The following is a 24,418-nucleotide window of genomic DNA, read 5'->3' as shown; positions in this document are numbered from 1 at the left end:
AGGAGTAGCCGAAATGCGCACCACCACCGTCCTCATCTCCGGAGCCAGCGTCGCCGGACCGGCCCTCGCCTTCTGGTTGCAGCGCTACGGATTCGACGTCACCGTCGTCGAGAAGTCACCCGGACTGCGGGCCGGCGGCCAGGCCATCGACTTCACCGGCGAGACCCATATGACCGTCCTCGAGCGCATGGGCATCCTGGACGACATCGCCCGCCGCCAGACCGGCAAGACCGACATGGTGATGGTGAACGAGGCCGGAGTGCGGCAGGCCGTCATCTCCGGCGACTTCACCGGCGGCGATATCGAGATCCTGCGCGGCGACCTGGCCGACGTCATGTACCAGCGGACCGCGGGCAGCTGCGAATACCTCTTCGGCGACACGATCACCGCGTTGACCGAACTGAACGACGGCATGTACGTCGAATTCGCGAAGGCCCCCGCCCGCCGCTTCGATCTGGTCTTCGGCTGCGACGGCATCCACTCCCGGGTCCGCAGGCTCGCTTTCGGACCGGAAAGCGAATTCGTCACCCACAGCGGCTACTACTACGCGCTGGCGGGCGCGTCGCACTGGGAGGAGAACAACACCGGCGAGTACAGCGAACGGGTGGTCTCCTACGCCTGCGGCACCCCGGGGCGGCTCGCGGTGACCGGCGGCTCGAAGGCCAACCAGTGGTACATCTTCGCTTCACCCGAACTCGAGTACTCCCGAGACGATTTCGATCAGCAGCGCCGCATCGTGGCGGAGAAGTTCGCCGGGATCGGCGGACAGGTGCCGGGGATGCTGGCCGAACTGCCGCTGCTGGACGGCTTCTACCTGGACTCGCTCAGCAAGGTGTCGATGAAGAATTTCGTCTCGGGTCGCGTCGCGCTGGTCGGCGACGCCGGATACGGGATCACGCTGGGCGGCTTCGGCACCGGGCTCGCGGTGGTCGGCGCGTACGTGCTGGCCGGTGAATTGGCCGCTGCCGGTGGCGATTACGAGGTCGCGTTCCCGCGCTACCAGGAGATCATGAAGCAGTACCTGCGCAAGGCCGACGACTCCCGCCCGGGGCCGTTCCTGGCTCCGAAGACCGCGCTGGGCTTGCGATTCCGCAATTGGTTCGTCGGGTCGCGGGCATTCGGCCTGATGCTGAAGTACACCGACTCGGCGAAGAACGATATCGATCTGGTCGACTATCCGGCAATGATCGCCGCGCGGTAATGCGCGACGATCCGATGGAACCTCCGTCATGGATATGGCGGCCGGGGGCCGCCATATCCATGCACGAAATTCAGAGGATTCCGAGGATTGTGAAGATGGTTCCGGCAGCGCCGGCGAGACCGAGGGTGGCGAGGAATCCCGCGAGTGCTAGCAACATTTTGTTCTTTCCTTTCCTGGAACATCCGCGTTGTGCGGACACTCAGCTAATCGGCGGCTAAGAGTGGCCCGTTTCACAAAAAATCCAGAATCAGAAAAATAGGTCTTTGACCGGGGCTGCTTTCAGAAAGATTCTCCGGACCCTGCCAATCAGCAGGTACCGCCGCCCGCCTCGCCGGTCTGCATCGTGATTTCGGCACCCTTGTCGGCCTTGGAACCCGCTTCCGGCTGCTGCGAAACCACCACGCACTGGCCGCCCGCAGGCCCCCGATCAGTGCCTCCGACCGTCTTGCCGGTCAGCCCGGCATCGCCCAGCAACTGGGTGGCCTTGGCCGGACGCTCACCGCGCACATCGGGCACCACGATTTTTCCGGAGCCCTGATTCCCGCCGCTCGAATTCACCACTCGACTCGACTGCGCCGAAACAAAGAAATACGCACCGGTGGTGTCGAGCGTGCAGGTGATACCCGCTTCCTGTGACAGGCACGAATAATTACCGACCGTCAGTTTCGAACCATAGGGAAGTGCGGGCGCATCGGCGTGACCGTAGAACACCGCATCGGCCGTGCACGCGAATTGTGCTCCGGAAGGCCCTACTCCGAACGCGGGCATCGGCGGCTGTGTGTTCCCCGAAGAGACGCAATCCTTTTCACCACTGGGAATCGCGGCCGCCGTGCCCTGGCAGCCCGCGGCCACCGGACCGTCGAGAGAAATGTGCGTCGGCTGGTCCAGGATTCCGCACTGGAATTTACCGCTGGGCGTCTTGAAGAAATAACCGGGAACGCCCAGCACCGTATCGGTTTGGCGATAGGTCGCCGAATCGGCGGGCTTGGGCGGCGCGCTGGTGGTGGTCTTCGCGGCGGCCGAGGTGGTCGCCGCGGGTGTGGTGGAGGGCGCGGCCTGATCGTGGTGGCCGCTGCCCGTGGAACATCCCGAGAGCAGCGCCACCAGTGTCACGGCCGCGGCGGCGGCAACCCGTCGTTTCACGAAAACCCCTTTGGAAGACTGTAATTCGATGACTCCTACCGGGGGAACGCTAGTCGACGACCGGCCGCCGCGATCGACCTCAGTCCTTCCCGGGCGTCTTCGACATGGACAGCACGTCGAGTCGGCGATCGAGCTCCTCGACCGACAGGTTGTCGCCGATCAGGCCGCGGTCGATGACCGTCTGGCGAATCGTCTTGTGCTCCTTGAGAGCCTGCTTGGCGACCGCCGCCGCCTCCTCGTAGCCGATGGCCGAGTTCAGCGGGGTCACGATGGACGGCGACGACTCGGCCAGGTGCCGCAGCCGGTCCACGTCGGCGACCAGGCCGCGCACGCACTTGTCGGCGAACAGGCGGGACACATTGGCCAGCAGCCGAATCGACTCCAGCACATTGCGCGCCATCACCGGGATGTAGACGTTCAACTCGAACGCGCCGTTGCCGCCGCCCCACGCGATGGCCGCGTCATTGCCGATGACCTGCGCCGCCACCTGCGTAACCGCCTCCGGCAGTACCGGATTCACCTTGCCGGGCATGATCGAGGATCCGGGCTGCAGATCGGGCAGCTGGAGTTCGGCCAGTCCGGTGAGCGGGCCCGAACCCATCCAGCGGATATCGTTGGCGATCTTGGTGAGGCTGATGGCGACGGTGCGCAGCGCACCTGACAGCTCGACCAGCGCGTCCCGGGCGGCCTGCGCCTCGAAGTGATTGCGCGCCTCGCTCAATGCGTCGAGGTCGGTCGCCTTCTTCAGCTCCACAACGACTTTCGCGCCGAAACCGGCGGGCGCGTTGAGCCCGGTGCCGACCGCGGTACCGCCGATGGCCAGCTCACCGACCCGCGGCAGCGTCGCCAGCAGGCGTTCGATACCCGCGCTGACCTGCCGGGTGTACCCGCTGAACTCCTGGCCCAGGGTGACCGGCACCGCGTCCATCAGGTGGGTGCGACCGGACTTGACCACGTGCTCCCACTCGGCGGACTTGTCCAGCAGCGCCAGCCGCAGGTGATCCAGCGCCGGAACCAGCTCCTTGACCACGCCCTCGGTCGCCGCGACATGCGTTGCGGTGGGGAAGGTGTCGTTGGACGACTGCGACATGTTCACGTCGTCGTTGGGGTGCACGGTGACGCCGTCGCGCGCCGCGATGCCCGCGATCACCTCGTTGGCGTTCATGTTCGAGCTGGTGCCTGATCCCGTCTGGAACACATCGATCGGGAACTGGTCGTCGTGCCTGCCGTCCGCGATCTCCTGCGCCGCGGCGACGATGGCGTCCGCCTTCGCCTTGTCCAGCAGACCCAGATCCCGATTGACGACCGCACAGGCCGCCTTCAGCAGCCCCAGCGCCCGAATCTGCGCCCGCTCCAGCCCGCGTCCGCTGATGGGGAAGTTCTCCACCGCGCGCTGGGTCTGCGCCCGCCACAGCGCGTCGACGGGAACGCGGACCTCGCCCATGGTGTCGTGCTCGATGCGGTACTCGGTATCGGTCATGAATTCGACCCTATGCCCGCTCCGCGGCCCGTGGGGGTGCCACGCCTGAGGCGATCCGCACACCGGCCGCGCGGAATATCCGACCCGTGAACGCAGGCCGCCCCGGAGCGGATACTCCGGGGCGGCAGCGTGATTCGCAGGTCAGGGCATCGGGGGCGTGGCGTGCTCGTCACCGATGAAGTCGACCGAGGCGTACTCGCGCAGCTTCGAGAGACGGTGGTACGCATCGACCATGCGCACGGTGCCGGACTTGGCGCGCATCACGATCGACTGGGTGGACGCGCCGCCGCCGTAGTAGCGAACGCCCTTGAGCAGGTCGCCGTCGGTGACGCCGGTGGCGCAGAAGAAGACGTCCTCACCGGAGACCAGGTCCTCGGTGGACAGGATGCGATCCAGGTCGTGGCCAGCGTCGATTGCCTTCTGTCGCTCGGCCGGGTCCTTGGGGGCCAGCTTGCCCTGCAGCGCACCGCCCATACAGCGCATGGCGGCCGCGGCGATGATGCCCTCGGGAGTGCCGCCGATGCCGATCAGCATGTCGACGCCGGAATCGGGTCGGGCGCAGGCGATCGCGCCCGCGACGTCGCCGTCGGAGATGAGGCGGATGCGGGCGCCCGCGTCGCGGACCTCGCGCATGTGCGGCTCGTGGCGGGGACGATCCAGGATGCAGACCGTGAGGTCGGAGATCGAGGAGTTCTTGGCCTTGGCGACGCGGCGCAGGTTCTCCGCGATCGGCGCGCCCAGGTCGATGACGTCGGCGGCGTCGGGGCCGACGGCGATCTTCTCCATGTAGAACACGGCGGAGGGATCGAACATGGCGCCGCGCTCGGCGACCGCGAGCACGGAGATCGCGCCCTGGGAACCCTTGGCCATCAGGGTGGTCCCGTCGATCGGGTCGACCGCGAAGTCCAGTTCCGCACCGGTGCCGTCGCCGACGAGTTCACCGTTGTAGAGCATGGGCGCTTCGTCCTTCTCGCCCTCGCCGATCACCACGATGCCGCGCATCGACACGGTCGCAACCAGCTGCCGCATCGCATCCACGGCCGCACCGTCGCCGCCCTCCTTGTCGCCGCGGCCGACCCAGCGGCCCGCGGCCATGGCGCCGGCCTCGGTGACCCGGACCAACTCCAGCGCGAGGTTACGGTCGGGAGCCTCGCGGCGGCTGGACGCGGGTGTGGGTGCCGTCATTACGGTGCCTCCTTGGTTGTCTACTGCTGCGTGAATTGTCTCATTGCGGTTTTGAGCCTCACGCAAGTACTGACGTTTCACTTCCGGCCTGGTGGCGCGTCTTTACACCGGAAAGCGCCGTCTCCGGCGGGCCACCGGCACGCGCGAGACAGGCATGTGAGACGGGTCGCACTATGGCGGCGTGGATACTGTGTGCGTGTCGTACCAAAAGCCGCGTACCCAGCACGATTACAAGGACCTCATCTGGTCGTTGCTCCCGCTGGTGCTGATCTGCCTGGTCATCGCGGGCATCGCCAGTCAATGCTCGCTCACGGCGAGCGGTCCGACGCAGGGCAAGATCCCCGACTTCGACGCGAAGGCCGCGCTCACCGACGACGCGCACCTGATGCCGTTCTCCATCCGGCTCCCGGCGCTACCCGACGCGGATCCGAACAAGTGGGAAGCCAACTCCGGCAGCCACGACACCATCACCGGTGCGGGCGGCGGTGACGTGAGCACCGTCGGGTTCATCACGCCCGAGGGCACCTACATGCAACTCTCCCAGACCAACGCCACCCAGGACGCGCTGGTCAGGAAATACGCGAACACCCGCACCCCCAGCGGCACCGAACAGCGCGGCGGCCACCAGTGGACGGTCTACGCCGAGCAGGGTTCGGAGACCGCGTGGGTGTCCGACTTCGGCGATGTACGCATCCTGGTGAAGGGGGCCGGAAACGCGGCCGCCTACAACACCATCACCACGTCGGTGTCGCAGGCCCAGCCGCTGCCCAAGAACTGACCCGGAATACCCGAACGCCACCCGGCTTCGAACGGGTGGCGTTTTTCGTGACCGGGTCGGGCGGGCGCGGGCCTCGATGGAAGTCGTTGCGCGCCTGCCCTTCTTGTCGGCCTAGTCCGAGTCCGGACGATTGGCCAGCGCATCCTCGACGCGCTTGCGGGCTCCCGCCAGATGCTGTTCGCAACGGGCGGCGAGGGTTTCGCCGCGCTCCCACAGGGCCAGCGAGTCATCCAGATCCATGCCGCCCTGCTCGAGCATCTTGACGACGTTCACCAGTTCGTCGCGGGCGCGTTCATAGCCGAAGGTGGCGATCTCGGCGCGTTCGTCGTCGGTCATTCGGTGTCCTTTCGGGTCGGGCGGGGGACCAGTGACTGGGAGCCGAGCGCGGCGGCCGAGATCGCGCCGTCGGCCACCCGGATGCGCAGCTGGGTGCCGGGCGGGGAATCGTCGATCTCGCGCACCACATGGCGTTCCTTGCCGGTGACGCGCTGCACCACCGCGTATCCGCGCGACAGGGTCGCGGCCGGGCCGACCGCGGTGAGCTGCTCGCGCAGGTGCCGGGTGGTGGTGGACTCGCCGGTGAGCAGGTGGTCGACGGCGCGGCGGGCGGAGGTGCGCAGCCGTTCCACCTCGTCGTGCCGCTGATCGAGGACCCGCAGCGGATCGGCGAGTACCGGGCGCGAACGCAATTGGGTCAGGGCGCGCGACTCGCGGTCGACCCAGCCGCGCAGCGCGGCCGCGGCCCGCGACCGGAGTTCCCGCAGCAGTGCGGTTTCGGCGGCGGCGTCGGGGACGATGCGCTTGGCGGCGTCGGTCGGGGTGGCGGCGCGCAGGTCGGCGACATAGTCGGAGAGCGGATTGTCCGGCTCGTGGCCGATGGCGCTGACGATCGGCGTGGTCGCGGACACGATTGCGCGGCACAGGGTTTCGTCGGAGAACGCGAGTAGATCCTCGACGCTGCCGCCGCCGCGGGCCAGCACGATCACGTCCACCTGAGGATCGTTGTCCAGGGCGGTGATCGCCTCCAGGATCTGCGGGACGGCGGTCGGGCCCTGCACGGCGGTGTTGCGGATCTCGAAGCGCACCGCGGGCCAGCGGTCGGTGGCGACGGTGACGACATCATGCTCGGCGGCGCTGGCGCGGCCGGTGATCAGGCCGATCTTGTTGGGCAGGAAGGGAATCGGGCGTTTCAGGCGCGGATCGAACAGGCCCTCCGCGGCCAGCAGCGCCTTCAACCGCTCGATGCGGGCCAGCAGCTCACCGATGCCGACCGGGCGAATCTCGGTGATCCGCAACGACACCGTGCCACGGCCGGTGAAGAAGGTCAGCTTGCCGTAGACGACGACCCGGCTGCCCTCCTGCAGCGGCACCGCCGACTTGCGCAGCAGTTCCGGATCGCAGGTCACCGACAGCGACATGTCGGCGGCGGTGTCGCGCAACACCAGAAACGCCGTCCGGGTGCCCGGGCGCAGGTTGATCTGGGTGATCTGCCCCTCCACCCAGACCGCGCCGAGCCGCTCGATCCACTGCGCCACCTTCACCGCGATGGTGCGCACCGGCATCGGATTCTCGGCGGACGAGCTCGGCGGCCGCGGTGTCGTATCGGTGCTCACCCGCACGATTCTGTCAGTGCGCACCGACTGGTATTCGCCCGATGCCCATCCGCGCGAATACCGTGTGTCCGGCAATGCGCGCCCGCCCGAACGAAATACGCCGGCCGCCGGGCAGTTACCCGGTCGACCGGCGTTGGTCGAGAGTCGTGCTACTTCGCGGCGGTGACGGTCGCGATCCGGTTGGTCAGCATGGTGACGTACGGGGCGCGGTCGAGGGTGCCCTGCTCGAAGGCGAGCAGCGCGGCCAGATCGTCCACCGTCAGCTGACGCAGCCGGGCGCGCAGCTGGGCGATGGTCATGTTGGCGTAGTCGAAGCGGGTGGCCACCTCGGGCTCGATGACCGCCACGTGGCCGTTGTGGCCGTTGGTGGCGGCCTTGGAAGCCGTTGCGGGGGCCGGGGTCTCGGCGGCGGGCTCGGCGGTCTCCGGCTCGGCTGCCTCCTGCGCGGCCGATTCGGTGACCGGTTCGGGCTCGGCCGCAACGGGTTCGGCGGCGACCGGCTCCGGCGTGGCGGAAATCGGCTCCGGCGTGGCGGAAACCGGTTCGGTGACCGTCGCGACCGGCTCGTCGGCGACCGGTTCGGGGTCGTCGAAGAGGTCGAAACGGCTCTGCCGTACCGATTCGGCAGTGAAGCCAGGAGTTTGCTCGTCGGCTTCGTCTTCATCGAAGGTGGCCCAGGCCGGCTGTTCTTCCGGCTGGTTGACCAAACGGTCGAAAACGGCGTCGCCCTTGAGAGCGAGGCTGGTCACGAACTGCTGGAGATGCATGGTGGTCTGCAGCATCTGGCTGATCGCGGTGATCGGGAAATTGATGGCGGTGGTCGGTAGCCGACGAGTTTCCTCGAGGGCATAGACAGCAGCCCCGGCGGCGACCCGGGCCAGGAACGGAGGTCGGAACATGCCCCTAGCCTGCCCGAAACGTCCTGTGATGCAAAGGTGGGAGAGCACGGAATGTGATTGTGATGCCAACCTCCGCGCGAATGCGCACCACCCCGCACCCGTATTCTGAGTGGCATGTCCTCGGCTATCCCCTTGAACGTCGGAATCGTCCGGTCGGCGGCGGGTGATGCCGGCACGCCGCAACTGCACGACAAGCGCGTGCTGCTCGCCGAACCGCGCGGCTACTGCGCCGGTGTCGATCGCGCGGTCGAAACCGTGGAGAAGGCGCTCGAAAAGCACGGCGCCCCCATCTATGTGCGCAAGGAAATCGTGCACAACCGCCACGTGGTGGAAACGCTGCGAGAGCGCGGTGTGATCTTCGTGAACGAGACCGACGAGGTGCCCGAGGGCAAGCTCGTGGTGTTCTCCGCGCACGGTATCTCCCCGGCTGTGCACGAGTCCGCCGCCGCACGCAACCTGCACACCATCGACGCCACCTGTCCGCTGGTGACCAAGGTGCATCAGGAGGCCAAGCGGTTCGCCCGCGACGACTTCGACATCCTGCTCATCGGCCACGAGGGCCACGAGGAAGTCGAGGGCACCGCCGGTGAGGCCCCCGACCACGTGCAGCTGGTGGACGGCCCCGAGTCCGTCGACGCGGTAACCGTGCGCGACGAGAACAAGGTGATCTGGCTGTCGCAGACCACGCTGTCGGTGGACGAGACCATGGAGACGGTCAACCGGCTGCGGGAGCGCTTCCCCAAGCTGCAGGATCCGCCCAGCGACGACATCTGCTACGCCACCTCCAACCGGCAGACCGCGGTGAAAGCGATGGCCCCCGAATGCGATCTGGTGATCGTGGTGGGTTCGCGCAACTCCTCCAACTCGGTGCGGCTGGTCGAGGTCGCGCTCGGCGCGGGCGCCCGGGCCGCGTACCTGGTCGACTACGCCCGTGAGATCGACCCGGCCTGGCTGGAGGGCGTCGGCACGGTCGGGCTCACCTCCGGTGCGTCGGTGCCGGAGATCCTCGTCGAGGGTGTGCTGGAACTGCTGGCGGAGCACGGCTTCGGCGAGGTGCAGCCCGTCACCACCGCGAACGAGACCCTGGTCTTCTCGCTGCCGCGCGAATTGCGCACCGCGCGGTCGTAACCGCCCCGAACGGAATCGTGCCCCCTGCGTCCAACGCAGGGGGCACGAATGTTTCTCCGGACCAGGGTGTTTCGGCCCTCAGCGTTCGATGCGGCCCGAATCACGCTCGCGGTAGCGGACATTCGGGCGCGGGTGCGGCGGAATGTCGCCGGGCTGGGCGCGGCGACGGCGGCCACCGGCCTCGCCGGGCACCGGGTTGGTGCCGGGCTGACGTTCGGGTGCGGCATGCCGTTCGCTGCCGCGGGCGGGCGGCGGCTCGGGAGTCTGAGCGCGGCGGCGGCGACCCTCGGTCGGCTCGGCGGCGGGCTGCGGGGCGCGGGTGCGGTCGGCCGGAGCGGCACGGCGTTCGCCGGTGCGGGTGCGGTCCTGTGGCGGGACGGCACGGCGCTCTGCGGTACGGGTGCGGTCCGCTGGTGAGTCGGCGGGCACCGCGCGGCGTTCGCCGGTGCGGGTGCGTTCGGCGGCCTGCTCCGGGCTCTGGGCGCGACGGCGACGACCTTCCCCGGCGGCCGGGGCGCGTTCGGCGGCTCCGGCGCGGGCGGCGGGCTGAGCGCCGGTGCGGGGCTGCCGGGTCGAGCCCACCCGCGGTGGGTCGGCGGCGACCCGGGTGGCGGCCGCACGGCGGCCGGTGCGGGCCGCGGTGTCGGTGCCGACGCTGTCGGCGGTGGTCGAGGCATCCGCGGTGCCACGGGAGAATCGTCTGGCGGGATCCTTGGCATCGGCGGAGCGGGTGCGCTGACCGCGGGCGCTGTTCGGGCGGGTGGCGCGCGCCCGGGTGCCGGTCGGTTCGCCGTCGGTCCCGGCCTTGGCCTCGCGGCGGTGCAGTGCGATCCGGATCGCGCCGATGATCAGGACCACCACCGTGGCCAGGGCCATGGTCGGGAACCGATTCACCAGTGGGACGGCCAGATTCAGCAGCAGGTCCTTGATCTTGAAGCTGGCCGAGGACCCTAGTAGGACCTGATACGAGATCGGCACCGCCACGAACATCAGCAGCGGCGGCAACACCATGGCGGTGAACAGGCCCCGGTATCGGACGGCGAGCACCGCCAGCACACAACCCACCACGTACGCGGTCGCGAAGGAACCGGTGAGGTCGTCACCACCCTGAGCGTCGATCAGGAAACCGATGAAGGTGCACGTCACGGCGATCAGTACGGCGGCGCCGGCCGGCACGCCGGGAACCGACGGCAGGATCGAACGGTGCGACGGGGGCACCTCGGTTCGCTCGCGTTGGGTAACTGCCACGTCAAGCACACTAAGGCATATCGGTGTTTCGCGAGGCAGGCGACATCACGCGGGTACGCCGAATCGCATATTCGCGGGATTGCTATTGCGCTGCCGCGGCCGAACCGAGCGGTTGCTGGGGAGGCTGGACTCGGTGGCCTACGGGCTCACCTCCCGCCGCTCGGAGTCGGTGAACCGGTGCCGATCCTCGGTGATCCGCTGTCGATCTTCGGTGAACCGGTGTCGATCTTCGGCGAAGCCGACCGCGCGTGGCCATGATTCGACGCGACCGATCTCCGTGACCGGAATCTCGGAGACCTCGAGGTCGTGCAGCTTGCGCGCGGTCACCATGACGCGCGCCTCGACCGAGGCGACGGTCTGGTTGAACGAGTCCACCGCCTTGCCCAGCTGGCGACCCAGCCGGTCCAGATGATCGCCGGTGGTGCCGAGCCGGGTGTAGAGCTCGCGACCCAGCTGCTGGATCACCGCGACGTCCTGCGAGATGGCCTCCTGCCGCCAGCCCAGCGAGATGGTGCGCAGCAGGGCGATGAGCGTGGTGGGCGTCGCCAGCACCACATTGCGGCCGAAGGCGTATTCGAGCAGTCCGGAATCGGTGGTGAGGGCCGCGTCCAGGAACGGGTCGCCGGGCACGAAGAGCACCACGAATTCCGGTGAGGGTTCGAAGGCCGCCCAGTACTCCTTGGCCGCCAGCTGATCGACGTGACTGCGCAGCGCGCGGGCGTGCCGGCCGAGGTGGCCGTCGCGGGCGGAGGGGTCCTCGGTGGCGGCGGCGTCCAGGTAGGCGGTGCACGGCACCTTGGCGTCCACCACGATCGACCGGCCGCCGGCCAAGCGCACCACCAGGTCCGGGCGAACCACGGTGTCGCCGCGGCGGGTGACCTGGGTGTCGAAATCGCAGTGCCGGGTCATGCCCGCGAGTTCCACCACCCGCTCCAGCTGGATCTCGCCCCAGCGGCCGCGCACCTGGGGCGCGCGCAGGGCGGCCACCAATTGGCTGGTCTGCGTGGTCAACTGGTGCGAGGTGCGCTGCATGCCCGCAACCTGTTCGCGCAGACCGGAATACGCGTTGATGCGGTTGTGCTCGACCTCCTGGATGTGGCGGTTGAGGTTGCCCACCGCCTCGCGTAGCGGGTCGACCAGCGCCCCGATGGCGTGCGATTGCCGCCGTGCCGCATCCTCACTGGCCGCGCCCAGCGAATGCCGCAGCATCCGCTCGTTGTCGTGCATGGCGGCCAGTCTGGCCTCCGCCGTCGCCGCCCGCTGTCCCGCGCGGGCGGCATGGCCCAGCCAGCCGAGGGCCAGCCCTGAAACGAACACCAAAAGCAGCGCGAACAGCATCGGTGCGGTCATGGCAGCAGATGTTGCCCGACCCCACCGACAAGTTTGTGAATTCCGCGACGGTCTGGCGCGTTCGGACTGCCGAATTATCGGCGATTCCAGGCATTTCGCGGGTGGGGCGGGGAGATGTCCGGATCGGCATGTGATTTTGTCGGGGCGATCGCCTAGCGTTTTCGTCATGCGCATCCTGCACACCTCCGACTGGCATATCGGCCGTACCTTTCACGGTGTCGATCTGCTGGCTGATCAGGAGTGCTCGCTGCTGGCGATCGCCGAATTGGTTTCGGCGGAGGCGGTGGATGTGGTGGTGCTGCCGGGGGACGTGTACGACCGTTCCATTCCGGGAGCCGACGCGATTGCGGTGTGCAATCGGGGATTCGAGGCAATTCGGGCAGCGGGGGCGACCATTGTCGCGACCTCCGGCAATCACGACTCGCCGACGCGGTTGGGTGCGCTCGGGAGTTTCGCGGCCGCGGGCGGATTGCATTTGCGCTGCCGCATCGCCGATGTCGATCGCCCGGTGTTGCTCGATGACGAATTCGGCACGGTCGCTTTCTACGGCATCCCGTATCTCGAACCGGAGATAACCCGGGTGGAACTGGGTGTGCCGCAGGCGCGTTCGCACGCCGAGATCCTGGACGCGGCCATGGGTCGGGTGCGGGCCGAGCTCGCCGGGCGGCCCGGGACGCGCACGGTGGTGCTGGCGCACGCGTTCGTGGTGGGCGGTGAAGCGACCGGTTCGGAGCGCTCGATCTCGGTCGGCGGCGTGGAGACGGTGCCGATGTCGGCCTTCGACGGCATCGACTATGTAGCGCTCGGCCATCTGCATTCGCCGCAGACGCTGTCGGATTCGGTGCGCTATTCGGGTTCGCCGCTGCCGTATTCGTTCGGTGAGCGCTCGCATCGCAAGGCCGTCTGGATCATCGACCTGGACGCGACCGGCCTGGCCGATGTCCGTCGCCACGACCTGCCCGTCGTGCGCGGCCTCTCCCAGCTCACCGGCGCCCTCGACGACCTCCTCGCCGCCCCGGAACACGCCGACGCCGAAAACCATTACGTCTCCGCCACCCTCACCGACCACGCCCGCCCCATCGACTCCCTGCGCCGCCTGCGTGACCGCTTCCCGCATGCCGTCCACGTCGAATGGCAACGCCCCGAAGGCAATCCGGAACTCCGCTACCGCGAACGCGTCCGAGGCCGCCGCGACACCGAGATCGCCGAGAGCTTCCTCACCGACGTCCGCGGCACGCCCACGCCCGGTGAGATGACCTGGCTCGAACGCGCCCTCGGCGTAGCCGCCCGCGAACAGGACGGCCCGCGCCGCGCGGTCGCGAAGCCGGAACCTGTGGTCACCGCGGCCCGGGCCGGGAATGGCGCCTCGACGCCTGCCGCAGGTCACCACACGCAGCCCGAATTCGCTTCCGCGACTGGTGAATACGATGTAGCGACAGGCCGTCCCGCGATCGATCTGGATCCGGATGCCCCGGCCGACGAACATGTCGGCGCGGTTGTCGCCGACAGCGCTTTGGATGAAGTTGCGGAGGAGGCCGCGAGCAGTCCTGTGGGTGAAGTCGACGTGGTGACTGCGGACAGTGCTGTGGATGAATCGGAACTTGGTGTGGCTGGGGCGGATGCCGATGCGGGCCGGGTGGCTTCCGAGGCGGTCGTCGATGAGGACGCTCTCTTCTCCGCGGACGCCGTGGCGAGCGTGGATCCTGTCGTGAGTCCGGAGCCTGTCGGCGGCGGATCGGACGAGGCGGTGCGGGTGGTTCGGGCGGCCGGGTTCGACGGGGCGGCGCGCGGGGCCGATGCGGCGGAGGCGGATGAGGCGCTGGGGTTGTTCGATCTCGGGGAGTTCGGGACGGGGCGGGACGAGGATTCGGGTGGGGATGCCGCCGGGGTGAGCGCGTGAGCGTTGGCGGGCAGGGGTTTTCGGCGTGTCACGTGGTGTCGGCGGGTGCGGGGTTGTTGGATGGGTGAGGCGTTGAGGGAAGGGGGCACGGGGTGCGGCTGCATCGACTGGAGCTGACCGCGTTCGGGCCGTTCGCCGAGACCGCGGTGGTGGACTTCGACGAGCTCGGAGCCGACGGGCTGTTCCTGCTGCACGGGCAGACCGGTGCGGGCAAGACCACTGTGCTCGACGGGATCGCGTTCGCGCTGTACGGGAGTGTGCCCGGGGCGCGCGGGGAGAAGCGGCTGCGCTCCGACCATGCCGACGATCAGGTTTCGGCGCAGGTGGCGCTGGAGGCCACCATCAACGGCAGACGGCTGCGACTGACCCGTTCCCCCGAATACCTGCGCCCGAGCAAGCGTGACCCGAACAAGCTGACCAAGAAGCAGGCGGCCGCCACCCTGGAGTGGCTGGACGGTCGCGGCCAGAACCTGGCGCGCATCAGCGATGTCGGCGACGAGGTACTGCGACTCATGGGAATGAGCGCCGAACAGTTCTTCCAGGTGGTGCTGCTGCCACAGGGAGACTTCGCCCGCTTCCTGCGCGCCAAGAACGAGGACCGTGAGCTGCTGCTCGAAAAGCTCTTCGAGACAGGACGATTCGGCACCGCCGAGCAATGGCTCATCGACCAGCGCCGCCAGAGCGCGACCCGCGTCGACGCCGGTGAGCAGAATATCCAGCGGATCATCGACCGTGTCGCCGACGCGGCGGCCAGCACCGGCGACAACACCGTGGGCATCCTCGACTCGGTCGACTGGTCCCGACGCCTGCTGGACGCCGCGCGTATTCACGCCACCGAGTCGACATCGAATCTCACCCAACGCCAAGCGGATTCGTCCGGAGCCCGCACCGCCGCCGAGTCCGAGCGCCAACTGCACGACCGCCGACGCCGCCTGACCGCCGCCCGCACCCGCCTCGAGGCTCTCGACGCGACCGCCGACCACCGCGCCATCCGCCGCCGCGAACTGGACCAGGCTCGCCGGGCCGAGCCGGCCGCTGAGGCCGTCGCCGACGCCCGCTCCGCCGCGGTCGCCCTCCGTCACCGCACCTCGGCGGCAACGAAGGCCGCCACCGCTCTCGCCGCACGTCTGCTGCAACCGCCGAGCGCCGAGCTGGCCGGAACCGCCTGGGCCGCAGCGGATCTGATGCGCACCGAGCTGGCCGACACCGACCTCGCCGCCGACCTCGACGACTTGGCGGCATCGGCCGCCGAACTCCAGCTCGCCGCAGTCGAGTCGGAGGATCGGCGACTCGCCGACACCGACGGATCGCGACCGCCGGTCGTGGACGAACTCCAACCGCTTCTCGACTTGTCGGACGAGGAGATGAGCGCTGGTTCGCGGGGCGGATCGGCAGACGTTCGAGACCCGGGAGGTTCGTCCGCGCGGCGGGTCGGATCACGTCCCGGCGAGGTGGGAACTCCCGCCGAAGTTGTAGCCGGGCAGTCGGATATGCGATCGGCTCTCACTTCGGAGCCGGACGCCGGAATTGTTGCCGAGCAATGCGATACCCGCGCCGCTGACGCCTCGCCGTCGAGTGTCACCCCGCCGCGTCGGGGCGTGGAAGCGGCCGTGCAACGGTGGAGTGCGCAGGCCGGTGCCTTGGAGGCGGTGGGCGGGGATGTGGCGTCGGCGCGACAGCTGGCCGATGACCTGAAGCGCTGGCGCGTCGAGCACGAGGAATTGTCGAAGCGGTCGGCGCGGATCGCGGGAGAGCGTGCCAAGCTGCCGGAAACCATTGCGGCGGTGGAGGTTCAGGTGCGGGCGGCAACCGATGCGGCTGCCGGGCTGCCGGTGCTGGTTGCCGAGCACGAGCGATTGCAGGCGGCTGCCACGGCGGCGGTCGAATTGGACCGGCGGCGCGCTGAACTCGATCGCGCGCGCACCGCGTTCGAGCGAGCGCGTACCGCGCACACCGAAGCGTGGCAGCGCACGCAGGCGCTGCGCGCACAGCGCATGGCCGGGATGGCCGGAGAGCTGGCCGGTGCGCTGGTCGACGGCGAGCCCTGTACGGTGTGCGGTTCTCTCGAACATCCGGATCCGGCGCGGCTCGCGGCTCACGCGGTGTCCAAGGATGACGAGGACGCGGCCCTGGCCGCCGAGCGCGCGGCCGAAGCGGCGCGGGAGCGGGCCGGGCAGCAGGTGGCCGAGCTGGAGCAGTCGGTCGGTGTACTGGTCGAACGTGGCGGCGACGTCGACAAGGCCGAACTCGCTGCCGCGCTGAATGATTCGACGGCGAAGTGTGCCGAGGCGCGCGGTCTGGCGGGCAGGGCAGACCGGCTGGCCGCCGAGCTGACCCGGCTGCGGGCCGACGAGACGCGACTCCAGGACGAACTGCGCGACTGCGAGACTCGCGCGGGCACCACCGCCGAACGTCTTGCGACGGCCGATCGCCGTCTCGCCGAGCTGAGCGAACGGCTGCGCACCGCCGCCGGTGCGGACGGCACGGTGGATCGCCGTCGCGCCCGCCTGGACGCGCTGGTGGCCGAGGCGAGTGCGTTGGCGGAGGCGCGCAGCGAGGTCGCCGCCGCTCGCGAGCAGGTGGCCGCGGCCGCTGTGCGCGTCGAAAAGCTCTGCTACGAAGCGGGTTTGGTGGAGTCCGTGCCACCGGTGATGGGTGAGTCCGGCCCGGACTACGGTGTTCTCGCCGAGTACGCGGGCGCGGTCGACGCGGCCTCGCGTACCGCCGCTCAGCAGGCCGGGATCGAGCAGGAGCTGGAGTCGGCGATCAAGGATCGCGCCGCCGCCGAGTCGACGCTGGCCGAGCCGGATATCCAGGCTGCCGCGGATATCGAGCCCCGCGATCTCGACCAGCTGGAAATAGCTGTCGCACAGGCGGATTCGTCCTTGAAACAAGCCATCGCGACCGAGGCCGAGTCCAAGCGCCGGGTGGAGCTGCTGGAATCCCTGTGCGCGAAGCTGGCTGTCGCCGTCGCGGACATCGCACCCCTGTGGAGTTCCCACGAAGAGCTGTCCCGCCTGGCGGACGTGGTCGCGGGTCGCGGCGAGAACAACCGCCACATGTCCCTGCGCTCCTACGTGCTGGCCGCCCGCCTGGAGGAAGTCGCACTGGCCGCGTCGGTGCGCCTGCGCCTCATGTCGGGCAGCCGCTACGAGTTCATCCACACCGATGCGAAAGGCACGCACGGCCGCCGCGGTGGCCTCGGCCTGGACATCCGCGACGACTACACCGGCGAGATCCGCCCGGCCAGCTCCCTGTCCGGCGGCGAAACCTTCATGGCGTCCCTGTCCCTCGCGCTGGGCCTGGCGGATGTCGTCTCCGCCGAAGCGGGCGGCCGCGTCATGGACACCCTGTTCATCGACGAGGGCTTCGGCAGCCTCGACGCCGACACCCTGGACGCCGTCATGGGCGTCCTCGACGACCTCCGCGACAACGGCCGCGTGGTGGGCGTGGTCAGCCACGTCGACGAGATGCGCCAGCGCATCCCCAGCCGCCTGCACGTGATCCGCGGCCGCACCGGCTCCCGCCTCGAAACCATCCTCAGCGCATAGGGATTCACTCGGCCGCACCGCGCGGCTCAGCGGTGGCGGCTGAACGAGTTCTGCGTCAGCGGGTGTAGCGGACCGCGGCGCGGGCCTTGGCTTTCGCGGCCTCGGCCTCGCGGTCCTTGGGCGGGGCGTTGGTGGTGAGTCCGGCCAGCAGCCGGCTGGTGGCGGCGGTGATCTCGGCTACCGCCTGGTCGAAGGCGGGCTGGTTGGCCTGGGAGGGTTTGGCGGTTCCGCTGATCTTGCGGACGTATTGCAGGGCCGCCGCCCGTACCTCGTCCTCGGTGGCCGGGGGCGCGAAGTTGTGGAGGGTGTGGATGTTGCGGCACATGCTGGCGAGCCTACGCCGGGGGTCCGACGGTGGCAGCCGACAGAATCACGTAACGCCAGGTCAGGCGGTTTCGTGGGTGATGAGCCAGCGTTTGATGGGCAGTCCGTAGCGGAAGCCGCCGAGGCTGCCGTCGGTGCGGATGATGCGGTGGCAGGGCACGAACAGGGCGGCGGCATTGCGGGCGCAGGCGTTGGCGGCGGCGCGGGTGGCGGCGGGGCGGCCGGAGACGGTGGCGAAGTCGGTGTAGGTGACGGGGTCTCCGGCGGGGATCTTGCGCAGGATTTCCCAGGCGTGCATGAGGAAGGGCCCGGAGACCTGCCGGACGGTGATGGCGTCGATGGCCGTCAGGTCGCCGTCGTGATAGTCGCGGATGGCCTCGGAGACCGGGCCCAGGGAGTCGCGGGCGCGCAGGTCGTCGGGCCGGATGCTGGGGTGGATGAGGGCGCGCAGCTCTTCGGGATCGGCGGTCCAGCCGGAGGCCAGCACCGTGCCGTCGGTGTCGACGAGCGCGGTGAACGGTCCTGCGGCGGTGGTGAGGGTGGCGAAATCTGCTGTGCCGGTGGCGGTTCGGATGCTCACGGGGCGATGCTCGCTTTCCGGGCGGTGGGCGCGTTCTCGGCGGCGGGGTTGGCGAGGGCGTGCTTCCACAGGTGCATGGTCAGGTAGGAGCGCCAGGGGGACCAGCGCGCGGTGTCGGTGAGGTCGATGCCGAGCAGGTTCGCGCCGCGCCGCACCACCAGGTCGGAGGCGAGCATGGTGTCCGGGTCGGCGAGCAGTCGCATGGTGACGTAGTCGGCGGTCCACGGGCCGATGCCGTCGAGGGCCAGCAGATCGCGGCGCAGTTCGCCCGCGGTGCGTCCGGCGTGCAGCACCAGGTCGCCGTTGGCGAGCGCCTTGGCGACGCCGATGATGGCTTCGACGCGCCGCGCCGGTCCGGTGAGTACTTCGGACCCGCGTTCGGCGATCACCTCGGGGGTGGGGAAAAGGTGCGGGATGGGCCCGGGGATGGCTTCGCCGAGGCTCTGCACCAGCCGGGCGGTGTGGGTGGCCGCCGCGGCGACGGAGATCTGCTGCCCGATCATGGTGCGCAGCAACAGTTCCGGCCCGTCGAGGCTGCCGGGCACCCGGATGCCCGCGGGCAGCACGACGCCGCGCGGGGTCGGCACCCCGGTGCCCGCCACTCCCGCACCGGACATTCCGGCGGCGAGGGCTTCGTCGATGCCGACCGGGTCGGCGTCGAGGTCGAGGAAGTGCCGCAGCCGTGCCACGGTCGGCGCCAGGTCGCGCATGTCCTGCAGCGACAGCGACGCGCGCACATGCCCGGGTTGTACCGACAGTCGGATGATGGTGTGCCCGTGCGGGGTTCGCAGGCTGCGGGTGTAGACGTCGTGCTCCCACAGTTCCAGTCCGGGCACGGCGTGCGCGGCCAGGAACCATTCCAGCCACGACTTGTCGAGCGGTTCCCGATAGGGCAGGCGCAGGGTGAGCAGGCCGTTGCTGCTGGGCAGGGTGTCGCCGTTGCGGCGGCGGGATTCCTCGCGCAGCGTGGTCGGGCTGACCGCGAAGACCTCGCGCACGGTGTCGTTGAACTGCCGGATGCTGGCGAATCCGGCCGCGAACGCGATGTCGGACATGGGCAGCCGGGTGGTCTGGATGAGCAGCCGGGCGGTGTGCGCCCGGTGCGCGCGGGCCAGCGCGAGCGGTCCGGCCCCGAGTTCGCTGGTGAGGACCCGGGTCAGTTGGCGCTGCGAGTAGCCCAGCGCCCCGGCCAGGGCGGGGACGCCGCCGCGTTCGATGACGCCGTCGCCGATCAGTCGCATGGCCCGGGAGGCCAGGTCGGCGCGGGTGTTCCAGAGTGGTGAGCCGGGTGCGGCGTCGGGCAGGCAGCGGCGGCAGGCCCGGAAGCCGTGCTGCTGGGCGGCGGCCGCGGTGGGTAGGAAGGTGACGTTGGCCCGTTTCGGCGTGATGGCCGGACAGGAAGGGCGGCAATAGATTCCGGTCGTGCGCACCGCGGTGAAGAATTGCCCGTCGAACCGGGCATCCCGGGTCGCCACGGCGCGGTAGCAACGCTCGAATTCCAGATCGTTCGCACTCACGCAATCCACCATGTCAGCCCCCGCCCACCCTCGCTAGCGGATATCGGACACCACCGTAGCGGAAATCCGTCACCGCTGGTCAAGGGCTGTCAGCAGCAGCGATTGGCGGGATTCTTTGCGGCTGCCGCGTGCCGTTCGCGCCAGTAGTCGCGCTCGGTGGGGACCTCGGCGTCGGGGTGATGGAGGGTCAGGTGCTGGACGTAGCGGTGGTAGTCGTTGCCGCCGAGGATCGAGTTGAACCACCAGGCAACGGCTTTCACGGCCTGTAAGAGGGTGCGCCCCGTCTGCCGCAGGGGGCCTGCGGCAGACGGGGTGTCGGTGGTGCTCATGGTGGCTAGTGGCTGCCGACCGTGGCCGCGCCGGGTGCGCGGATCTTGCCCTCGGCGACCAGGGCGTCCCATTCCTGCTGGACTTCCTTCTCCGCCTTGCTGGCCAGGAAACCGCTGGGCCCGAAGATCTTCGACGGCTGCTCCGGCGATTCGGTGGTCTCGCCGCCGCCCGCGCGCAGCGCCTTGAGGCAGACCCAGAGTCCGACCAGCGCGACGATCAACACCATCACCGCGAACGCGATCGACAGGGTGCCCTGCACGAAGGTATTGAAGATGATCTTGTTGGTATTGCTGATGGTGGTGTTCAACGCGGCGATCTGAGTGTCGAGCGCCTTCACGTCCGGCACCCCCGCGGGCAGCGTATGCGCCTGCTGCGCCGCCACATACGCGTCGTGCTTGGTGACGGCCGCGTCGTGCTGCTTGATGGTGTTGTAGTGCAGCGTCCAGTAGCCGATCTTCGGATCACCGGAGAAGATCTTCTGGAACGAGGCGGTCATGGTGACGATGAGATCCCAGACCAGCGGAATCGCCGGAATCCAAGCCCATTTCGTCAGGCCCTTCTTCACCACGATGACCAGCACCACGGTCAGTGCGATGGCGGCCAGCAGCTGGTTGGAGATGCCGAAGAGCGGATACAGGGTGTTGATGCCGCCCAGCGGATCGGTGACGCCCATCAGCAGCACCGAACCCCAGGCCGCGACCACGATGCCCGAGCAGATGAACACGCCCGGCCACCACGACGGGTCGCGGAACTTCTTGGCCGCCCCGCCCAGATTGCCCAGTGCGTCCGAGAGCATGAATCGCGCGACGCGGGTGCCCGCGTCGATGGTGGTGAGGATGAACAGCGCCTCGAACATGATCGCGAAGTGGTACCAGAACGCCTTGAGCGCGGTGCCGCCGATGAACTTGTGCATCACCTCGGTCATGCCGATGGCCAGCGTGGGCGCGCCACCGGTGCGCGAGTAGACGCGTTGCTCGCCGACCTCGTGCGCGACCTGGTTCAGATAGTCCGCGTTGGTCGGGGTGCCGCCCAGATTCAACTTGTTGACGCTGTCGGCCGCGGCCTGCGCGCTGGTCAGGTTGGGGCTGTTGATGGCGAAGTACAGGTGCTGATCCAGGATCGACGCCGCGATGATCGCCATCACCGCCACGAACGATTCCATCAGCATGCCGCCGTAGCCGATCATCCGCGCCTGCGACTGCTTCTCCAGCAGTTTCGGTGTGGTGCCCGAGGACACCAGCGCGTGGAATCCGGACAGCGCGCCGCACGCGATGGTGATGAACAGGAACGGGAACAGGCTGCCCGCGAAGGACGGACCGTTGGAGTTGCTCGCGAACTGGGAGACCGCGGGGGCGTGCAGCACCGGCATGGTGACGACCACGCCGAGCGCGAGCAGGGTGATGGTGCCGATCTTCATGAAGGTGGAGAGGTAGTCGCGCGGAGCGAGCAGCAGCCACACCGGCAGCACCGAGGCGATGAAGCCGTAGATGATCAGCATCCAGGAGATCCAGGTGCCCGACAGCGTGAACATGTCACGGCCCCAACCGGATCCGGCGACCCAGTTGCCGGAGATGATGGCCAGCAGCAGCAGCGCGAAGCCCACGATGGAGATCTCGCCGACCTTGCCGGGTCGTACGAAGCGCAGGTACAGGCCCATGAACAGGGCGATCGGGATGGTCATCGAAATCGAGAACACACCCCAGGGGCTGCCGCCCTCCAGTGCGCCGGTGACCGGATTCTTGGTCGCCGCAAGGGCATTCACGACGACGATGCCGAGCACCGCGAGCAGGATCATCATGATCACCAGCACCGCGACGATGGCGGCGACGCCGCCGACCACGCCCAGTTCGTCGCGCGCCATCTGGCCCAGCGACCGGCCGCGGCGTTTCGTCGACGCCCACAGCACCAGGTAGTCCTGCACCGCACCGGCGAGCACCACGCCGACGATGATCCAGATGGTGCCGGGCAGGTATCCCATCTGCGCGGCGAGCACCGGGCCGACCAGTGGGCCCGCGCCCGCGATGGCGGCGAAGTGGTGGCCGAAGAGGACCCGGCGGTCCATCGGCATGTAGTCCTTGCCGTTCTCCAGCTCTTCGGCGGGAGTGGCGACGTCGTCGCGTGGCTTGGTGATCTTCCATTCGATCAGCCGCGAATAGAACTGGTAGGCGAGCACATACGTGCAGACCGCGGCGATCACGATCCAGACCGCGTTGACGTTCTCCCCGCGGACGAAGGCGAGGACGGCCCACGCGATCGCGCCGAGGACGGCGATCGCGAGGAAAATGCCCTTCTTGGCGGGCGTCAGCGGCGTCCGGTCCACGACGCCTACCGGAGGTAGGTCGGGATCCGTCCGGAGGTATTCGATGGTCGCCATGCGACAACTCTCCCGTGCGGTACAGCGGCTTCTAACAGAATTGGTGACAACGTAGCCCAACCGACACGGCGTTGAACCGGCTTCGACCAGCCGTTCATCTCATGTCGTACCGCCGGGTACGGATGGCCCGGGGGACGCTGTGCGGGCGGGGCAGGGGTGTCGCGAACCGTCCGTGGTTCCCGCGAGTTCGCGTGTTGTCCGCGTGTCGCAGGTAGCTCCCCGTATGCTGCCATGCTGGTTCGAGATCTGCGTCACTGTGGTCGTTTAGTTCGTTTAGTTCACGGAGATATATCTTCCGGGCTGAGGGAGATCGCGATGGGGTTCGACCGGCGCACCCTGTTGCGCGGGAGCGCGGCCGCCGCCCTGCTGGCCGCCGGCGGTTGTTCCGGTGGCGACGACGACGCGGTGACCTTCTTCTTCCAGGCGCGACCGGAGGAGGCACGGGCCCGGCTGCGCATCATCGACGAATTCCACCGGCGGCGACCGGATATCAAGATCCGCACCATCATGTCCGGGCCGGATCCATTGCAGCAGATGCTCACCTACTGTGCGGGCGGGAAATGCCCGGACGTGATGATGGCGTGGGAACTCCTCTACGCCGGGCTCGCGGATCGCGGTGTGCTGGTGGATCTGCGCGAGTTCCTCGACCGCGACCCCGAATACGCGGCCCGGCTGCGTGACGACGGGTATCCGGCGCTGCGCGACACCTTCGTCTGGAACGGCGGGCAGTACGCGCTGCCGGAGCAGTGGTCGGGTGTGTTCCTCTACTACAACCGGAAGCTGTTCGCCGAGGCCGGGATTCAACCGCCCACCAGCTGGGGATCAGCCTGGAACTACGACGAGTTCCTCACCGCCGCAAAGGCTCTCACCCAGCGGGATGCGAACGGCCGCACCAACCGATGGGGATTCGCCGACGCCTGGGTGCCGTTCTATTCGGCCGCGCTGTTCGGCATGAACAACGGGGTGGAATGGTTCAGCCCGCCGGTCCGCCCCACCCGCACGAACCTGGGTGATCCACGCTTCGCCGACGGCCTCCAGTTCTACGCCGACCTGGCCGTCCGGCACCGGGTCGCCCCGACCGTCGGTGACAGCCAGTCGATTTCGGCGCAGGACCTGTTCCGCAGCGGCCGCGCGGCCATGCTGATGGGTGGCCACTGGCTGTACTCGGAATTCATCGACCACGACGGCCTCGACTTCGACGTGACCGTGCTCCCGGTCGGCCCGCACGGTGGCCCGGGCGCGATCACCGATGTCGGCAGCACCGGTCTTGCCATCGCCGCGGCCAGCCCGCGCCGCGAACAGGCCTGGGAATTCGTCAAATTCGCCACCGGACCGGAAGGTCAAGCCATCATCGCCGCGTCCGGCCTGTTCGTCCCGGTTCTCCAATCCGCGATGCACTCACCGGGTTTCGCCACTGCCCACCGGGCCGTCCGCAACCTCGAGGTCTTCACCGAGGGCCCCGCCAACTCCCGCTCCCTCGCGGTAACCCCGTTGTGGGGCAAGGTCGAATCCCTCCTGGACCGAGGCTGCAACCGCGTCCTACGCGGCGCGGCGCAGGCCGATTCCCTCTCCGGCCAGACCACCACCGACATCGACCAACTCCTCCGGGCCGCCGTATGACCCGTACGAAAATTGGCACGGCCACAGGTATTTCGGGTACGCGGTTCACCGTCGGACGGCAGAGGTCCGTGGCTCGCTCACCGGGAGGTCAACCAAGTCAGGGGTGCTCATGACTGAACTGACGAAGCTCGACACCGTGGTGAGCATCCCCGATGCCGAGGAGCGGCCGGTCGAAGGGGAGCGGGCTGTTCGGCGGC

At 68.7% G+C, this 24,418-nt stretch carries 18 protein-coding genes and 1 pseudogene; 6 read left to right on the top strand and 13 right to left on the bottom strand.

The genetic code is table 11. The annotated features are described in order from the left end of the window. Positions 1–13: 13 nt before the first annotated feature. Complete coding sequence (locus tag OG300_RS26125) at positions 14–1,201, top strand: FAD-dependent monooxygenase (RefSeq protein WP_405485678.1); 1,188 nt, start codon at positions 14–16, stop codon at positions 1,199–1,201. 306 nt (positions 1,202–1,507) lie between these two features. Here the strand turns inward: OG300_RS26125 and OG300_RS26120 are convergent, their stop codons facing one another. From OG300_RS26120 to glpX, 3 genes are all read right to left on the bottom strand, one after another. Continuing rightward, complete coding sequence (locus tag OG300_RS26120; protein WP_405485677.1) at positions 1,508–2,344, bottom strand: PASTA domain-containing protein; 837 nt, start codon at positions 2,342–2,344, stop codon at positions 1,508–1,510. Between the two features lie 79 nt (positions 2,345–2,423). Next, positions 2,424–3,824 carry a class II fumarate hydratase gene (locus tag OG300_RS26115; RefSeq protein WP_405485676.1) on the bottom strand — a complete coding sequence of 467 codons (1,401 nt, stop codon included), beginning with the start codon at positions 3,822–3,824 and terminating at the stop codon, positions 2,424–2,426. Positions 3,825–3,965: 141 nt separating this feature from the next. Continuing rightward, entirely contained in the window at positions 3,966–5,009 is a 1,044-nt protein-coding gene (glpX, locus tag OG300_RS26110) for a class II fructose-bisphosphatase (RefSeq protein WP_405485675.1), read from the bottom strand. Positions 5,010–5,205: 196 nt separating this feature from the next. On the opposite strand from glpX, the gene OG300_RS26105 reads away from it, so the two are divergent. After that, positions 5,206–5,787 (top strand): DUF4245 domain-containing protein, encoded by a 582-nt coding sequence (locus OG300_RS26105; protein WP_405485674.1) that lies wholly within the window; start codon positions 5,206–5,208, stop codon positions 5,785–5,787. A gap of 111 nt (positions 5,788–5,898) precedes the next feature. Here the strand turns inward: OG300_RS26105 and OG300_RS26100 are convergent, their stop codons facing one another. From OG300_RS26100 to OG300_RS26090, 3 genes are all read right to left on the bottom strand, one after another. Then, positions 5,899–6,123: an exodeoxyribonuclease VII small subunit gene (locus OG300_RS26100; RefSeq protein WP_405485673.1), complete on the bottom strand. Its 225-nt coding sequence runs from the start codon at positions 6,121–6,123 to the stop codon at positions 5,899–5,901. Then, positions 6,120–7,349: an exodeoxyribonuclease VII large subunit gene (gene xseA / locus OG300_RS26095; RefSeq protein WP_405498680.1), complete on the bottom strand. Its 1,230-nt coding sequence runs from the start codon at positions 7,347–7,349 to the stop codon at positions 6,120–6,122. Before xseA ends, OG300_RS26100 begins: the two co-directional genes overlap by 4 nt. Positions 7,350–7,549: 200 nt before the next feature. Continuing rightward, on the bottom strand, positions 7,550–8,299 hold the full coding sequence (locus OG300_RS26090; protein WP_405485672.1) for a lipid droplet-associated protein: 750 nt from the start codon (positions 8,297–8,299) through the stop codon (positions 7,550–7,552). Between the two features lie 114 nt (positions 8,300–8,413). On the opposite strand from OG300_RS26090, the gene OG300_RS26085 reads away from it, so the two are divergent. After that, positions 8,414–9,427 carry a 4-hydroxy-3-methylbut-2-enyl diphosphate reductase gene (locus OG300_RS26085; RefSeq protein WP_405485671.1) on the top strand — a complete coding sequence of 338 codons (1,014 nt, stop codon included), beginning with the start codon at positions 8,414–8,416 and terminating at the stop codon, positions 9,425–9,427. Positions 9,428–9,505: 78 nt separating this feature from the next. Here OG300_RS26085 and OG300_RS26080 read toward each other — a convergent pair whose 3' ends face one another. Together OG300_RS26080 and OG300_RS26075 are read right to left on the bottom strand one after the other, a co-directional pair. Next, positions 9,506–10,675, bottom strand: a complete 1,170-nt coding sequence (locus OG300_RS26080) for a DUF6542 domain-containing protein (protein WP_405485670.1) — start codon at positions 10,673–10,675, stop codon at positions 9,506–9,508. Positions 10,676–10,813: 138 nt separating this feature from the next. Further along, positions 10,814–12,025 (bottom strand): DNA recombination protein RmuC, encoded by a 1,212-nt coding sequence (locus OG300_RS26075; RefSeq protein WP_405485669.1) that lies wholly within the window; start codon positions 12,023–12,025, stop codon positions 10,814–10,816. A gap of 166 nt (positions 12,026–12,191) precedes the next feature. On the opposite strand from OG300_RS26075, the pseudogene OG300_RS26070 reads away from it, so the two are divergent. Both OG300_RS26070 and OG300_RS26065 read left to right on the top strand, forming a co-directional pair. Then, positions 12,192–13,325 (top strand): annotated as a pseudogene (locus OG300_RS26070) (exonuclease SbcCD subunit D); the annotation flags it as partial. A gap of 692 nt (positions 13,326–14,017) precedes the next feature. Further along, entirely contained in the window at positions 14,018–17,476 is a 3,459-nt protein-coding gene (locus OG300_RS26065; RefSeq protein ID WP_405485668.1) for an AAA family ATPase, read from the top strand. 55 nt (positions 17,477–17,531) lie between these two features. Here OG300_RS26065 and OG300_RS26060 read toward each other — a convergent pair whose 3' ends face one another. From OG300_RS26060 to OG300_RS26040, 5 genes are all read right to left on the bottom strand, one after another. After that, positions 17,532–17,801 (bottom strand): DUF2277 domain-containing protein, encoded by a 270-nt coding sequence (locus OG300_RS26060; protein ID WP_405485667.1) that lies wholly within the window; start codon positions 17,799–17,801, stop codon positions 17,532–17,534. A 60-nt stretch (positions 17,802–17,861) separates the two neighbouring features. Beyond that, positions 17,862–18,374 (bottom strand): methylated-DNA--[protein]-cysteine S-methyltransferase, encoded by a 513-nt coding sequence (locus OG300_RS26055; protein WP_405498679.1) that lies wholly within the window; start codon positions 18,372–18,374, stop codon positions 17,862–17,864. Between the two features lie 2 nt (positions 18,375–18,376). Continuing rightward, on the bottom strand, positions 18,377–19,909 hold the full coding sequence (locus tag OG300_RS26050) for an Ada metal-binding domain-containing protein (RefSeq protein ID WP_405485666.1): 1,533 nt from the start codon (positions 19,907–19,909) through the stop codon (positions 18,377–18,379). Positions 19,910–19,986: 77 nt separating this feature from the next. Then, positions 19,987–20,226, bottom strand: a complete 240-nt coding sequence (locus OG300_RS26045; RefSeq protein ID WP_405485665.1) for a YbdD/YjiX family protein — start codon at positions 20,224–20,226, stop codon at positions 19,987–19,989. 5 nt (positions 20,227–20,231) lie between these two features. Then, positions 20,232–22,601 carry a carbon starvation CstA family protein gene (locus OG300_RS26040; RefSeq protein WP_405485664.1) on the bottom strand — a complete coding sequence of 790 codons (2,370 nt, stop codon included), beginning with the start codon at positions 22,599–22,601 and terminating at the stop codon, positions 20,232–20,234. A 315-nt stretch (positions 22,602–22,916) separates the two neighbouring features. Between OG300_RS26040 and OG300_RS26035 the strand changes: the two genes are divergently transcribed. Further along, positions 22,917–24,221, top strand: a complete 1,305-nt coding sequence (locus OG300_RS26035; protein ID WP_405485663.1) for an ABC transporter substrate-binding protein — start codon at positions 22,917–22,919, stop codon at positions 24,219–24,221. The last annotated feature ends 197 nt before the right edge of the window (positions 24,222–24,418 follow it).

This window comes from Nocardia sp. NBC_00511 (assembly GCF_045161165.1).
Lineage (GTDB): Bacteria > Actinomycetota > Actinomycetes > Mycobacteriales > Mycobacteriaceae > Nocardia.
The sequence above is the reverse complement of the archived record's forward strand: the minus strand, read 5'-3'. Positions and strand labels throughout refer to the sequence as shown.

Excerpts from the sequence above, each read along its gene's own strand:
- OG300_RS26050 (WP_405485666.1), bottom strand. The coding sequence starts at position 19,909 with ATGGTGGATTGCGTGAGTGCGAACGATCTGGAATTCGAGCGTTGCTAC.
- OG300_RS26100 (WP_405485673.1), bottom strand. The coding sequence starts at position 6,123 with ATGACCGACGACGAACGCGCCGAGATCGCCACCTTCGGCTATGAACGC.
- OG300_RS26045 (WP_405485665.1), bottom strand. The coding sequence starts at position 20,226 with ATGAGCACCACCGACACCCCGTCTGCCGCAGGCCCCCTGCGGCAGACG.
- OG300_RS26090 (WP_405485672.1), bottom strand. The coding sequence starts at position 8,299 with ATGTTCCGACCTCCGTTCCTGGCCCGGGTCGCCGCCGGGGCTGCTGTC.
- OG300_RS26040 (WP_405485664.1), bottom strand. The coding sequence starts at position 22,601 with ATGGCGACCATCGAATACCTCCGGACGGATCCCGACCTACCTCCGGTA.
- glpX (WP_405485675.1), bottom strand. The coding sequence starts at position 5,009 with ATGACGGCACCCACACCCGCGTCCAGCCGCCGCGAGGCTCCCGACCGT.
- OG300_RS26075 (WP_405485669.1), bottom strand. The coding sequence starts at position 12,025 with ATGACCGCACCGATGCTGTTCGCGCTGCTTTTGGTGTTCGTTTCAGGG.
- OG300_RS26115 (WP_405485676.1), bottom strand. The coding sequence starts at position 3,824 with ATGACCGATACCGAGTACCGCATCGAGCACGACACCATGGGCGAGGTC.
- OG300_RS26125 (WP_405485678.1), top strand. The coding sequence starts at position 14 with ATGCGCACCACCACCGTCCTCATCTCCGGAGCCAGCGTCGCCGGACCG.
- xseA (WP_405498680.1), bottom strand. The coding sequence starts at position 7,349 with ATGCCGGTGCGCACCATCGCGGTGAAGGTGGCGCAGTGGATCGAGCGG.
- OG300_RS26085 (WP_405485671.1), top strand. The coding sequence starts at position 8,414 with ATGTCCTCGGCTATCCCCTTGAACGTCGGAATCGTCCGGTCGGCGGCG.
- OG300_RS26060 (WP_405485667.1), bottom strand. The coding sequence starts at position 17,801 with ATGTGCCGCAACATCCACACCCTCCACAACTTCGCGCCCCCGGCCACC.
- OG300_RS26035 (WP_405485663.1), top strand. The coding sequence starts at position 22,917 with ATGGGGTTCGACCGGCGCACCCTGTTGCGCGGGAGCGCGGCCGCCGCC.